This is a genomic window from Streptomyces spinoverrucosus (assembly GCF_015712165.1).
Classification (GTDB): Bacteria; Actinomycetota; Actinomycetes; order Streptomycetales; family Streptomycetaceae; genus Streptomyces; species Streptomyces spinoverrucosus_A.
In genome coordinates this window covers 1591176-1603843 of sequence record NZ_JADPZX010000001.1, presented here as the reverse complement: position 1 = coordinate 1603843, position 12668 = coordinate 1591176, and the positions used below count along the sequence as shown (strand labels likewise).

Below are 12668 nucleotides of genomic sequence, written 5' to 3'. Positions count from 1 at the left end.
TGCGGACGCACGGCGACGCCGTACCCTTCGAAGCGCCTACGGCACCCCCGAGGCCGCCCGCGCCCTGAGCACCGTCGGCGCGGTGGAGTGCGGCAGCAGGTCGGACGGCTGGGGCGGCAGGATCACCTCGATCTCGGCATCGTCGCGGAAACGATACGGCCGATGCTCCAGAAAGCCCCCGAGATACCGCCGTACCCGCGACATCTCGGCACGCACCGTCACGGTGCGGTAGGGGTCGCCGAACACGTCCGCGGCGAGCTGCGCGGCGGTGCGGCCGGCCCGGTGCTCGGCCAGCAGGTACAGCAACTCGGCGTGCCGCGGACTCAGTTCATGGGTCCAGGAACCCGCGCCGCCCGACACCGTCACCGTCCAGCGGCGCGGCTGCCCCAGGTCGAGCACGATCCGGGTGGCCCCGGTCGGCACCGGCTCGTCGGCGGGCCGCACCAGCCAGCCCTCGGCGAGCGGTTCCACCACGCACAGGCCCAGCACGGGCAGCCAACGGCGGCCCGGCGAGAGCGCCTTGGGCAGCGCGATCCGGTTGGTGTACGGCATCCCCGTCACGGCCGCGGTCCAGCCCTCTCGGTCCACCACCAGCGCGCGGCCGGTCAGCCGGGCCAGCACCGGAGCGGCCACCGCGCGCAGCCGCTCCAGCGCGGTCAGATGCAACACCCGCAGCCGGGCCTCCGCGAGCTTGGCCACCGAGTCGACCCAGGCGAGGGTGGCCGGATGCATCGTCTCCAGCGGCCCGCTCACGTCCACCACGCCGATCAGTCGCCCGTCGCGCGGATCAGTGATGGGGGCGCCGGCGCAGGTCCACGAGGCGTGCGAGCGGACGAAGTGCTCCGCGGCGAAGACCTGCACGGGCCGCCGTACCACCGCGGGCGTCCCGACGCCGTTGGTGCCGACGATGTTCTCCCGCCAGTCGGCGCCGAGCAGGAAGCCCAGCCCGTCCGCCTTGCGCAGCACCGCGGAACTGCCCTCGCGCCACAGCACCCGGGCGTCCGCGTCGGCGATCACCATGATGTGCTGGGCGGTGTCCGCGACCGAGACCAGGCCTTCTCTGAGCACCGGCAGCACATGCCGCAGCGGCGAGTCCTGCCGCCGCCGCATGATCTCCTCCGGCTCCAACAGGCCGGATCTGAAGTCGTGGTCCGGGTCCACGCCACCGCGCAGCATGCGACCCCAGGACTCCTCGATGACCGGCCGGGGGGCGAGGTCGGGGCGCTTGCCGGAGAGGGCGGCGTCGCGCACCGCGCTGAGCATTCGCGCGGCCCGTGGCGCGTCGACGGCGGCCAGGTCCGTCACATTCATCGGCGACCGCGGCACTGTGGTCCTCCCCCGGGTTCACACTGACGTGCGACCGGCTGTCAAGCTCTGGCGGCGTCGTTTTCCGGTCGCGTCCTGATGGTGCGTCCCATACTGCCGCCCGCCGAGGACGGAGGGGCCCAGTCCGGTCACAGACACCGGAAAGTTGCAACCCCTTGCAACTCTGGTGAACCTCCCCCGGTGTTTGAAACTTGAGCGACGTCGCCCGTGCGGCGCGCATGGCCTCAACGGGCCTGCAGGGGCAGGGGTGGTGCCGTGTCGGCGCAGCACCACCCCTGTCGGCGTGCGGTTTTCCCGGTGCGCGCGGGCCTTTCGCCGCAGGGCGCCACAGCCGCCGTACCCCGGGTCAGGAGACCGGCCGCGCCCGCTCCACTACTGACGCGAGGTTCAGCGTGTGCGGAAGCGTCCCGAAAGCGCTTCCCCAGTCGCCGCCCAGTCGCGAGCCGCAGAACGCGTCGGCGACCTCCGGGGGCGCGTACCGGACGAGCAGCGCCCCCTGCAGCACCAGCGCGAGCCGCTCGACCAGGCGCCGCGCGCGGGCCTCGACGCCCTCCAGATCGGCCAGTTCTGTCAGCAGGTTCTTGATCGCGGCGTCCAGCCGGTGGTCGGCGCCGCGTGCCAGGCCGACCTCCTGGAGGTAGGCGTTGAGGGCCTCCGGCTCGCGTTGCAGCGCGCGCAGCACATCCAGCGCCTGGACGTTGCCCGCGCCCTCCCAGATCGAGTTCAGCGGCGACTCGCGCACCAGCCGGGGCAGCCCCGACTCCTCCACGTAACCGTTTCCGCCCAGGCACTCGGCCGCCTCCACCGTCACCGGCGTACAGCGCTTGGTCACCCAGTACTTGGCGGCCGGCACCGCCAGGCGCAGAAACGCCCGCTCCTGTTCGCTGCCGTCGTCGTAGGCGGCGGCGAGGCGCAGCCCGAGCGTGGTCGCCGCCTCCGACTCGAGGGCGAGATCGGCCAGAACGTTGCGCATCAACGGCTTGTCGATCAGTTTTCCGCCAAACACCTCCCGATACGTGCAGTGGTGAACGGCCTGCACGACGGCCTGCCGCATCAGCCCCGCCGAGCCGAGCACACAGTCGAGCCGGGTCGCGGCGACCATCTCGATGATGGTCCGCACCCCGCGTCCCTCCTCGCCGACCCGGCGCGCCCAGGTCCCGTCGAACTCGACCTCGCCGGAGGCGTTGGAACGGTTTCCCAGCTTCTCCTTCAGCCGCTGGAGCAGGAACACGTTTCTGGTGCCGTCCGCGAGCACCCGCGGCACCAGGAAACAGGTCAGCCCGCCCGGGGCCTGGGCCAGCACCAGGAAGCCGTCCGACATCGGTGCCGAGCAGAACCACTTGTGCCCGGTCAGCTCGTACGTCCCGTCCTCGGCCAGCGGCCGGGCCACGGTGGTGTTGGCGCGGACGTCGCTGCCGCCCTGTTTCTCCGTCATGCCCATCCCGAACAGCACCCCCGCCTTCTGCTCGGCGGGCCGCAGATCACGGTCGTAGATCATGGACGTCAGCCGCGGCTCCCACTCGGCGGCGAGGTCCGGGTCCACGCGCAGGGCGGGCACGGCGGCATGGGTCATGGACAGCGGGCAGCCGTTGCCCGCCTCGACCTGCGTCCACATCAGGAACCCGGCCGCCCGGCGCACATGCCCGGCGGGCCGCGTCCAGGCCGCGGTCAGGCCCGCGGCGACGCCCTTGCCGAGCAGCCGGTGCCAGGCCGGATGGAACTCGACCTCGTCGACGCGGTGGCCGTAGCGGTCGTGGGTGTGCAGCCGGGGCGGGTTCTCGTTGGCCAGCACCCCCCACTCCTGCGCCTGCGCCGACCCGCAGGTGCGGCCGAGCCCCGACAGCTCGTCCAGGACCTCGTCGAGCAGATGCGGGGCGACGTGCCGCTCGACGGCCGCCACGAGGGCCCGGTCGGCGCGGAAGACGTCGTGCCCCACGAGCGGCGGCGCCTGGTTGGTCACGGTGTGGGTGCTGCGTGCCATGTCTCGGAACCTACCCCGAGGTACGGAGGCGGTCACCCCACGGGCACAGACACGGACGCGGACACGGGCACCCGTGGCCCACCGTCCCACCAGGGTGAACCGCGCCCCGTGCGGCGGATACCTTTGGGTCGTGCAGCCAGCAAGTGATATCCCCGAACGACCCTCCGGTCGCCTCCACCGCGCGCGTGCCCTCTACCGGGACGTCTCCAAGCGCAGGACGGCCTGGCTGCTGCTCAAGGACACCGTCAACTCCTGCATCGAGTACCGCATCCTCGGTCTGGCCGCCGAGGCCGCCTTCTTCACGCTGCTGTCCGTGCCGCCCCTGCTGCTCAGCCTCATCGGCCTGCTCGGCTACGTCGACGACTGGACCGGTACCGACACGATCTCCAGCCTGGAGACCAACCTGCTGGAGGCCTCCCGCACGGTCCTGTCCGACAAGGGCGTCAACCAGATCGCGCGGCCGATCCTGGACGACGTGATGCAGGGCGGGCGACCGGACGTCATCTCCATAGGTTTTCTCTTCGCGCTCTGGTCCGGCTCCCGCGCGGTGAACGTCTTCATCGACACCATCACCGTCATGTACGGCCTCGACGGCGTCCGCGGCATCGTCAAGACCCGGCTGGTGGCCTTCCTGCTGTTCATCGCGGCCCTGCTGATCGGCTCGGTCGCGCTGCCGCTGATGGTCGCCGGTCCGGACGCGGTGGTGCGGATCCTGCCGTGGTCGACGACGGTGGTTCAGGTCCTGTACTGGCCCGTGGTCATCGTGCTGTCGATCGTCTTCCTGACCACGCTGTACCACGTCTCGGTCCCGGTCCGCTCCCCGTGGGTCGAGGACGTCCCGGGCGCCCTGGTCGCCCTCGGCATGTGGGTGCTCGGCAGCTTCCTGCTCCGCATCTACCTGCAGAACACCATCGAGGGTGCGACGATCTACGGCTCCCTGGCCGCCGCCGTCGCCGTTCTGCTGTGGATCGGTGTGTCCGCCTTCGCCGTGCTGGTCGGCGCCGCCGTCAACGCGGCGATCGACCGCGTCTGGCCGGCCGCCGCGACGGCCGCCGCCCGCGCCGCCAACGAACGGCTGCGCGAGGCGCAGGTCGCCGAGTACGTCGCCCGCGCCGCCGCGTCCCGCGACCCGGACGACCCCGACATGCCGTCCGAGTTCCCCGAGCGCTGGTCCCGCTTCCTGCCGCCGGAGGACGTGACGGCACGACTGCGTACGCAGGTGAAGAGCGCGCAGAACTCGCACAAGCCAGGCGGGGAGGAGACCGGGGAGAAGTAAGGGGCCCTCGCTCAGGGCGTCCACGTCCCCGCCGCCGCGGCCTCCGTCACGAACTGCGTGAAGTCGCGCGGCTCGCGGCCCAGCACCTGCTGGACACCGTCCGAGAGGTGGGCGTTGCGGCCGTCAAGGAGGGTCTCGAAGACGTCCACCAGCAGGTCGACCGCCTCGGGCGGCTCCCCGAACGCGGCCAGGTGCGCGCCGTACTCCGCCGCCGGCACCGGCCGGTACCTCAGCTCCCGCCCCGTCGCCTTCGCGATCTCCGCCACCGCCTCCCCGAACGTCAGCAGCCGCGGCCCCGACACGTCGATGCCCTGCCCGACGTACCGGTCGCCCGCCGCCAGCGCGGCCACCACCACGTCCGCGACGTCCCGCAGGTCGACGAACGGCTCCCGCACCTCACCGCCCGGGAACACCAGCTCCCCGCTCAGCCGCAGCCCCTCCACCAGGGGCCCCTCGCTGAAGTTCTGCATGAACCACGCGGACCGTACGACCGTCCAGTCCGCGCCCGACTCCCGCAGCGCCTCCTCGGTCGGCCGCGCCTGCACCTCGCCGCGCGCCGACAGCAGCACCAGCCGCCGTACGCCGAGGGAGACCGCCTCGTGCGCGAGCAGCCCGACCGCCCGGGTGGCCTGCGGGGAGCCGACGTCCCCGGGGTGGACGAGGTACGCCGCGTCGGCGCCCCGCAGCGTCCGCGCCCACGTCGAGCGGTCCGCCCAGTCGAAGCCCTGGGCGCGCGAGGCCGCCCGCACCGTCAGCCCGGCCGCCTGCACGGCCCGCGCCACCCTGCTGCCCGTACGACCGGTCGCCCCGGTCACCACCACTGTCGTGTCCGTTTTCTTCGCCATGCCTCCAGTGAACTGCCGTACCGCTTTCCGGGCCCATCGCTGAACGGCTCATTCCCATGCGGGCGCGTCTACGCTGACGCCATGGACGCCCTGACAGGCCTCTTGGAGGGCCCACGTGCGCGTGGTGCCTTCATGATCCGGGCATGCTTCGACCCGCCCTGGGCCGTGCGGGTCGAGGACCGGGCACCGCTGACCGTGATGCTGATGGTGCGCGGAGACGCCTGGGTCGTCCCGGACACCGGCGAGCGCGTACGACTGCGGGCCGGTGACCTCGCCATCGCGCGCGGCCCCGACCCCTACACCTGCGGCGACGACCCGGCGACGGCGCCGCAGGCGCTGATCCTGCCGGGCGGCGAGTGCCGCTACCCCGACGGCGGCTCCCTGCGCGGCCGGATGGACCTGGGCGTGCGCACCTGGGGCGACCGGCTCGACGGTTCGGCGGTGATGCTGATCGGCACCTACCTCTGGCAGGGCGAGATCAGCGGCCGGCTCCTCGACGCCCTGCCGCCGCTGCTGTCGCTCCCCTCGGATGTCTGGCGCTGCCCGCTCACCCCGCTCCTCATGGAGGAGATCGTGCGCGACGAACCGGGCCAGGAGGTCGTCCTGGACCGTCTTCTGGACCTGCTGGTCATCGCCGCGCTACGGGCCTGGTTCTCCCGCCCCGAGGCCGAGGCCCCGGCCTGGTACCGGGCACAGGCCGACCCGGTCGTCGGCCGCGTCCTGCGCCTCGTACAGGACGATCCCGCGCATCCGTGGACGGTGGCGTCGCTCGCCGCCAAGGCCGGGGTCTCCCGGGCCGCGCTCGCCCGCCGGTTCACCGAACTCGTGGGCGAACCCCCGATGACGTACCTCACCGGCTGGCGCCTCGCCCTCGCCGCCGACCGCCTGCGCGACACCGACGACACCTTGGAAGCGATCGCCCGCCAGGTCGGGTACGGGAGCGCGTTCGCCCTGTCCAGTGCGTTCAAACGGGTGTACGGGGTGAGTCCTCAGGAGCATCGGGCGCGGCGGGCGCAGGGGGTGGGGGTGTAGCTCCGCGCGGGTGCCCCGTGCGCGGAGGACGGCCCGGCGTAGCCTGGCGAGCGTGTACGTGGAGCGGGCGTCGCGGTTGACCGGCGCGGTGGTGTGGACGAACACCCCGTCCGCTGCCGCCGGCGCGGGGCGGGTGCTGCCCGACGGCTGCATGGACCTGCTCTGGCACGACGGGCGGCTCCTCGTCGCGGGCCCGGACACGCGCGCGCACCGCACGGACGGCAGGGGCGGCGCCTGGGCGGGCGTCCGCTTCCTCCCGGGCACCGCGCCCACCTTCCTGGGGCTGCCCGCGCACGAGGTCCGCGACCGGCGGGTCGAACTGGCCGACCTGTGGCAGGCCGCGCGGGTACGCCGGCTCACCGCGCGCGTGAACGCGGCCGCCGACCCCGCGAGCGGCCTGGAGGAGGTGGCGCTGGCCCTGGCGGCCGACGCCGACCCACCGGACCCGCTGTTGATGCGGATCGTCACGGCGCTGGACGCGGGCCGCCCGGTCGCCGCGACCGCCGACGAACTCGGCCTCGGCGCCCGGCAGTTGCACCGCCGCGCGCTGACCGCCTTCGGATACGGCCCGAAAACGCTTGCGCGCGTGTTGCGGCTGCAACGGGCCCTGACCCTCGCGCGGGACGGCACGCCGCTCGCGGAAACAGCCGTGGCGGCCGGTTACGCGGACCAGCCGCACCTGGCGCGGGAGGTCAGGGACCTGGCGGGGGCCACCCTGGGTGAGCTACTGGGCGGTGGCTGACGGGAGCGGGGCGAACAGGTCGACGCCGTTGCCGTCCGGGTCGTTCAGGACGGCGTACCGCTGGCCCCAGAAGGCGTCCCACGGCTTGAGCTCGCCCTGGTGGCCGGCGCCGACCATCTCCTCGTACACCGCGTCCACCTCACCCGGCCCGTCGCACAACAGCGCTAGCGAGGCCCGGCCGCCCCCGGCGGGCGGCTGCCACCCGGCGTGGAACGAGCGCACGGTCTCCTCCGTGTCCAGCAACAACCGCAACCCACCCGGCAACGCGGCCTCCGCATGCGGCTGCCCCTCCGCCCCCTGCGGGAAGGCGAAACCCAGCCGACGGTAGAAGGCGACAGAGGCGGCCATGTCGGAGACGACGAGGCCGATGGCGTCGAATCGTGGAGTCATGGGGTCACGGTAGGCAGGGGTGGGGGGAGGGGTCTTGAAGAAAACGGACGGCGTCGTGCGCTCAGTCGAACCGCACCGGCCCTCTTGGCGTGTCCACCGTGAACGACAGTCCCACCGGGCCCTCGCTGAGGGGTAGTTCGGTGTCCAGAGCCGCCAGAAGAGGGCGGATCTCGGCGGGATCGGGTGCCGTGGCCGACAGGGACAGCAGCGGAGTGACGGGCAGGCCGCTCGCGGCGGGGTGACGTGTGGAGCCCCAGTCGATGAGGAAGGGGACGAGGCCAGAGGGGTGGGCGGCCGCGCCGTCGGTCAGACGCCAGCGCAGGAGCGTGCCGTCGGGACTGCGACGGCTCATCGCCTGCGGCGGACCGGGGTCGTAGCCCCGCGCCCGCGCCGAGGCCACCGCGGCGTCCAGGTCGGGAGGGCTGATCGCCCAGGTGAGCGTGCGCGGCGCGGGCAGCTCGTCGATGCCGAAGGCCCAGGGGCCGTCGGGCGTGGACTGCTCGGGATCCGGGCCGATGATCTCCAGGTAACCGCTTCCGCCCAGACCGACCAGATAGTTGCGGGTGCCGAGACCGACATGAGCACCGCCGGCAACCGGTTCCACACCGGTGCGCCGCGTGAACTCGGCGACCGTTGCCACCAGATCCGGGGTCGCGAGGACGAGATGGTCGAGGTGTGCGGGAATCGTGTTCATCTCCGCCGAGGCTACGCAACCCGCTCCGTTGTGTGGAACACCTGTGCGGCAGGATGGGCGCATGAGACGACCCGTGCGCGCGCTGCCCTGGACAGCCCTGTTGATCCCCGTGCTGCTCACCGGCTGCGGCACCGAGACGGAGCCCGCGGACGCGGCCGAACTCGCCTCCAGGGCGCGCACGTTGGGCATCGCGCCGGAACACGTCTACGCCACCGAAGCGGACGGCTTCACCCTCGCCCAGCAGTCCGTCGGGGTGTACGGCGGCGACGGCTTCCACGCCGTGTACGTCGCCCCGGAGGGCGGCGCCCAGATACAACTCACCGTCGACCGGGGCACCGTGACCGCCGCCGACTGCCCCGACTGCGTGCGCGACGGCGACGCCTGGTACCGCGGCATCGGGGAGCAGCGCGAGTACGCCGTACCCAAGGACGGCCATGTCGTCCGCGTCACCGGCACCATGGGCGTCTCCCGCGACGTCCTCCGCGAGGCGGCCCTCACCGCCCACCGCCCGTCCGCCGACGAACTCGACACCCTCCTGCCGTCCGCCGCCCCCGGACCCACCGCGCCCGTGGAACGCGGCGACCTGCCTCCGGAGGGCGACGGAGCACCCAACAATGAGGTGGGCACGGGCGGCTGACCGAACCGACTCAGCGACCGGGGTCGTCGGCAAGCTTCAGGAAGGCGGTCCGGCGGGACTCGCGTCTCGTGAACAAAGAACTACGCTCGACGACATGGCCGCACGACTCCTCGTCTACACCCGTACCACCGCCTACCGCCACGACTCCATCCCGGACGCCGTCGCCGCCGTACGTGCACTCGGCGGGTTCGAGGTCGAGCACACCGAGGCCCCGGCGGCTCTCGAAGCCTTCCTCGACGGGTACGCCGCCGTCGTCTTCCTCTCCACCAGCGGTGAGGTCCTGACGGCGACCGGACGCGAGCGGCTCGCCGCGTACGTGGAGGCGGGCGGCGGCTTCGTCGGCGTACACGCGGCGGCGTGCACCGAGTACGAGTGGCCGTACTACGGCGAACTGCTCGGCGCCCGATTCGACCGGCACCCCGCGTACCAGCCCGGCAAGGCCGTCGTCGAGGACCGCGACCACCCGGCCACCCGGCACCTGCCCGCCGTGTGGGACTTCAGCGACGAGTGGTACGACTTCCGCTCCAACCCGCGGGGTTCGGTGCGCGTGCTCCTGTCCGCCGACGAGTCCTCGTACGAGGGCGGTGGCATGGGGGACGACCATCCGCTGGCGTGGTGCCGGGAGAAGGGTGCAGGGCGGGTCTTCTACACCGCGCTCGGCCACGCCTCCGAGGCCTATGCGGACCCCGACTTCCGGGCCCATCTGCGGGGCGGCATCCGTTGGGCGGCGCGGCTCGACTGACGGGCCGTCGGCCCGCCCTCTACGTGCACTACCCGGCCGGCCGAGCCGTGCTGGCCCGTTCCACGAGGCGGGTCGACAGTTCCGTGCGGGTGCTCTCCGGGCGGTCGTCGGCCATCATGCGGACGAGCAGGCGCAGGGCGGTGGCCGCCATTTCCGAGATGGGCTGACGGACGGTGGTCAGGGGAGGGGTGGCCCACCGGGCCTCGGGCAGGTCGTCGAAACCGACCACGCTGATGTCGTGCGGGATCCTCAAGCCACGCTCGGCCACGGCGCCGTACACACCCAGGGCCATACGGTCGGAGCAGACGACGACGGCCGTCGGCGGCTCGGGCAGGTCGAGGAGTTCACGCATGCGTCTGCGGGCCATGGCCTCGTCGAACCCGGCGTGCCGCACGTACTCCGGGTGGTGGCGCACCCCGGCCGAGGCGAGCGCCGAGCGGTGGCCCGCGATCCTGGCGCTGCCGCTCATGGTCCGGCGGTGGTCGGCGATGACGGCGATGCGTTCGTGGCCGAGGGACAGCAGGTGCTCGGTCGCCGTCACCCCGCCCTGCCAGTTCGCCGCGCCCACCGACACCACGCCGGGCGGCGGTTCGAGCACCGGGTCGATCATTACGAAGGGGATGCGGTGCTGTTCGAGCCACGCGTATTGGGACTCGGTCAGCTCGGCGAGGTTGAACAGCACCCCGGCCGAGCCGCGCGCGGTGAGCTTGTCCAGCCAGCCGCGCTCCGGGCGGCCGGTCCGGCCGCGGGCGAGGTCCGCCGAGACGACCACGTCCAGGCCCGCGTCGTGCGCCGCCTGCTCCACGCCGTGCAGCACCGCTCCGGACCAGGAACTGTCCAGCGAGTGCACGACGAGGTCGACGAGGCGGGGCGCCTTCGCCGCGTCGAGGCGCGGTCTGCGCACGTAACCGAGCCGGACCAGGGCCTCCGTGACCCGGCGGCGCGTCTCGGGCGCCACGTCCTCGCGCCCGTTGACCACCTTCGAGGCGGTCGGCACCGATACCCCCGCCTCCCGGGCCACCACCGCCAGCGTCGGCCCCGCCGGCGCACTCGCACTCCCCGTACGGACCATCGGGAACCACCTCTCCGGCCCGCCCGAGGGCCATCGAAAGCCGCGACCAGCACTGCTTCCCGCCCACCGGTAGCCCCGGCCATGATAGAAAGCGCTTCCTACCCTAAGTGGGCCGCATGCGGACGGGAAGACACCGGGAATCACTGGAGCTGTGGTGACCTGAACGTTCGGAACCTCGAACGGCGAAGCGGTCCGGCTCACGCTCCGCCGTACAGGCGTCCCAGATCGACCAGGACCACTTCGCCACGCTTTGCAGCTGCTTGCAGGTCCGGGGTGAAACCGACGCCGCTGTAGCAGGCCGGGCGGGCGTGGGTGGTGTCGATGCCGCGGGCCGCGAGGAGTCCGAGGATGTGGCGGAGGCGGTCCAGGTGTCGTACGTCCATGAGCTTGTTCCACTTCGCCTCGCCGATCGACAGGAGGATGCCGTGGTCCTGGCCGACCGCGCCGCGTACGACGACGTCGACCTCGTGGGAGGTGCGCGCGGCGGGATCGGCGACTGTCCCCGAGGTGACCTCGATGGGGAGACCGCCGAAGGTGTCGGGCTCGGCGTGCCAGGAGACCCACTCGCGGCACAGCCGTTCGAAGTGCGGGCCGACGACCTTGCTCAGGAACGTGTCCCGCTCTTGCGCCCAGGCCGACGCCGGGTTGCTTCGGCGGGTCAGGCGGACCTGGTTGGGGCGTACCACCGCGTGGTGGAACGTGATCAGGGGCTCGGCGATGCGGTAGGCGCTGCGGTTGCCGCGGAAGGCGTCCGCCTCCACAGTCAGCAGTCCGCACCGCTTGAGTACGGTCAACGGCTGGGAGATGTCGGTGGCCTTGCGGCCCACCGCGCTCGCGATGCCACCGCTGGTGTGGTTGCCGGACGCGACCGCCGCGAGGACGGAGTGGTAGAGCGCTCGATCCCGTACGTCCGGTTCGGCGGCCAGCAGGAAATCCGCCTCGTCGTGGATCGGGCGCATGGGGTTGAGGACTGTACGGCACACCCAGTCGTCGAAGTCGTCCAGTCCCGCCGGTACGTCGTCGGCCACGAACTCCCGTCGGTAGGCGGGGGTTCCGCCGACCACGGCGTGGGTGAGGACTGCGAGCCTGGGGTCGGTGATGTTCCAGAACTCGGCAGCCTCCCGGTAGCCCAGGGAGTGCACGACCAGGTTCAGTCCCGCGCGCCCGTACAGCGGTGACGTGCCGGAGAGCAGACCGCCCATGAACGACATGGCGCTGCCGCAGAGGAGGATGCGGGGGTGGCGGAGCAGATAGCGGCCCGCGCGGTGGCCGATGGCCCTCTGGAGGCGGGAGGGAAGGGAAGCGTCGCCCCGGACAAGAAAGGGGAACTCGTCGATGACGATCGTGACGGGGCGCTGTGCGGCCAGGTCGAAGAGCAGCTCCACGGCTTCGGTCCAGTCCTGGGGGCGCAGTGGTACGGAAGCGCCGGTGAAGCGTGCGATCTCCTGGCCGAGCAGACTCAGCGCCTCCGCCTGCGTACCCTCGACGGCGGCGAAGTAGAAGCCGCCGGTCGCTTCGGTGAGGGCCTCGAGCAGGAAGCTCTTCCCCTGTCTGCGACGCCCGGACACGACCGCGAGGCGTGGCCCCGGCTCCTCGTCGGAGACGAATGCGGTCAACTCGCTCCACTCCCAGTCACGGTCGAAGATATGGGGTGGCTTCGGGATGTTTCGGGGAGCGGGTCGTGGCATGGCAACCTCGTCTTTAGGGGCGTAGTTCTAAGAAGTACATCCCTAAGAACGAGGAACGCACCTGTGCGGACACGGCCCGTGCGCCGCGTGCCCAATTTCACGGACGACTCGCCAGCCTGAAGCCCTGAAAATCCGCCGTGAACGACGCGTCGACGAGATCCCGGGCGTGGATCCCGGCCATGGCGCCGGTGAAACGCAGGCGGGAGCCGTAGTCGTCGGACAGTCGGCTGAAGTCGAGCGATG

General features: G+C 72.2%; 13 protein-coding genes. 5 read left to right on the top strand and 8 right to left on the bottom strand.

Annotated elements, in window-relative coordinates; translation table 11 throughout:
* Positions 1–36: 36 nt before the first annotated feature.
* Together I2W78_RS07295 and I2W78_RS07290 are read right to left on the bottom strand one after the other, a co-directional pair.
* Positions 37–1326 (bottom strand): GAF domain-containing protein, encoded by a 1290-nt coding sequence (locus I2W78_RS07295; RefSeq protein ID WP_196457964.1) that lies wholly within the window; start codon positions 1324–1326, stop codon positions 37–39.
* Between the two features lie 346 nt (positions 1327–1672).
* Positions 1673–3307 (bottom strand): acyl-CoA dehydrogenase family protein, encoded by a 1635-nt coding sequence (locus I2W78_RS07290; RefSeq protein WP_196457962.1) that lies wholly within the window; start codon positions 3305–3307, stop codon positions 1673–1675.
* A gap of 130 nt (positions 3308–3437) precedes the next feature.
* Here I2W78_RS07290 and I2W78_RS07285 point away from each other — a divergent pair, with 130 nt between their 5' ends.
* Complete coding sequence (locus I2W78_RS07285; protein ID WP_196457960.1) at positions 3438–4583, top strand: YihY/virulence factor BrkB family protein; 1146 nt, start codon at positions 3438–3440, stop codon at positions 4581–4583.
* Positions 4584–4594: 11 nt separating this feature from the next.
* Here I2W78_RS07285 and I2W78_RS07280 read toward each other — a convergent pair whose 3' ends face one another.
* Positions 4595–5428 (bottom strand): NmrA family NAD(P)-binding protein, encoded by an 834-nt coding sequence (locus I2W78_RS07280; protein ID WP_196457958.1) that lies wholly within the window; start codon positions 5426–5428, stop codon positions 4595–4597.
* Between the two features lie 81 nt (positions 5429–5509).
* On the opposite strand from I2W78_RS07280, the gene I2W78_RS07275 reads away from it, so the two are divergent.
* Together I2W78_RS07275 and I2W78_RS07270 are read left to right on the top strand one after the other, a co-directional pair.
* Positions 5510–6460 carry an AraC family transcriptional regulator gene (locus I2W78_RS07275; RefSeq protein ID WP_196457957.1) on the top strand — a complete coding sequence of 317 codons (951 nt, stop codon included), beginning with the start codon at positions 5510–5512 and terminating at the stop codon, positions 6458–6460.
* Between the two features lie 52 nt (positions 6461–6512).
* Positions 6513–7202, top strand: coding sequence for a helix-turn-helix domain-containing protein (locus I2W78_RS07270; protein WP_196457956.1), 690 nt, complete (start codon positions 6513–6515; stop codon positions 7200–7202).
* On the opposite strand, the gene I2W78_RS07265 is transcribed toward I2W78_RS07270, so the two are convergent.
* Both I2W78_RS07265 and I2W78_RS07260 read right to left on the bottom strand, forming a co-directional pair.
* Positions 7185–7592, bottom strand: a complete 408-nt coding sequence (locus tag I2W78_RS07265) for a VOC family protein (protein ID WP_196457955.1) — start codon at positions 7590–7592, stop codon at positions 7185–7187. The two genes, I2W78_RS07270 and I2W78_RS07265, sit on opposite strands and share 18 nt — an antisense overlap.
* Positions 7593–7653: 61 nt before the next feature.
* A complete protein-coding gene (locus I2W78_RS07260) occupies positions 7654–8286 on the bottom strand; it encodes a VOC family protein (RefSeq protein WP_196457954.1) in 633 nt (210 codons plus the stop codon).
* A 61-nt stretch (positions 8287–8347) separates the two neighbouring features.
* On the opposite strand from I2W78_RS07260, the gene I2W78_RS07255 reads away from it, so the two are divergent.
* Together I2W78_RS07255 and I2W78_RS07250 are read left to right on the top strand one after the other, a co-directional pair.
* Positions 8348–8923: a hypothetical protein gene (locus I2W78_RS07255; protein WP_196457953.1), complete on the top strand. Its 576-nt coding sequence runs from the start codon at positions 8348–8350 to the stop codon at positions 8921–8923.
* 94 nt (positions 8924–9017) lie between these two features.
* Positions 9018–9665 carry a ThuA domain-containing protein gene (locus tag I2W78_RS07250; RefSeq protein ID WP_196457951.1) on the top strand — a complete coding sequence of 216 codons (648 nt, stop codon included), beginning with the start codon at positions 9018–9020 and terminating at the stop codon, positions 9663–9665.
* Positions 9666–9693: 28 nt separating this feature from the next.
* Here the strand turns inward: I2W78_RS07250 and I2W78_RS07245 are convergent, their stop codons facing one another.
* From I2W78_RS07245 to I2W78_RS07235, 3 genes are all read right to left on the bottom strand, one after another.
* Positions 9694–10737 (bottom strand): LacI family DNA-binding transcriptional regulator, encoded by a 1044-nt coding sequence (locus tag I2W78_RS07245; protein WP_196457950.1) that lies wholly within the window; start codon positions 10735–10737, stop codon positions 9694–9696.
* Between the two features lie 197 nt (positions 10738–10934).
* A complete protein-coding gene (locus tag I2W78_RS07240) occupies positions 10935–12353 on the bottom strand; it encodes an AAA family ATPase (protein ID WP_230885362.1) in 1419 nt (472 codons plus the stop codon).
* A gap of 169 nt (positions 12354–12522) precedes the next feature.
* Positions 12523–12648, bottom strand: coding sequence for a hypothetical protein (locus I2W78_RS07235; RefSeq protein WP_374222722.1), 126 nt, complete (start codon positions 12646–12648; stop codon positions 12523–12525).
* Between the last annotated feature and the right edge of the window lie 20 nt (positions 12649–12668).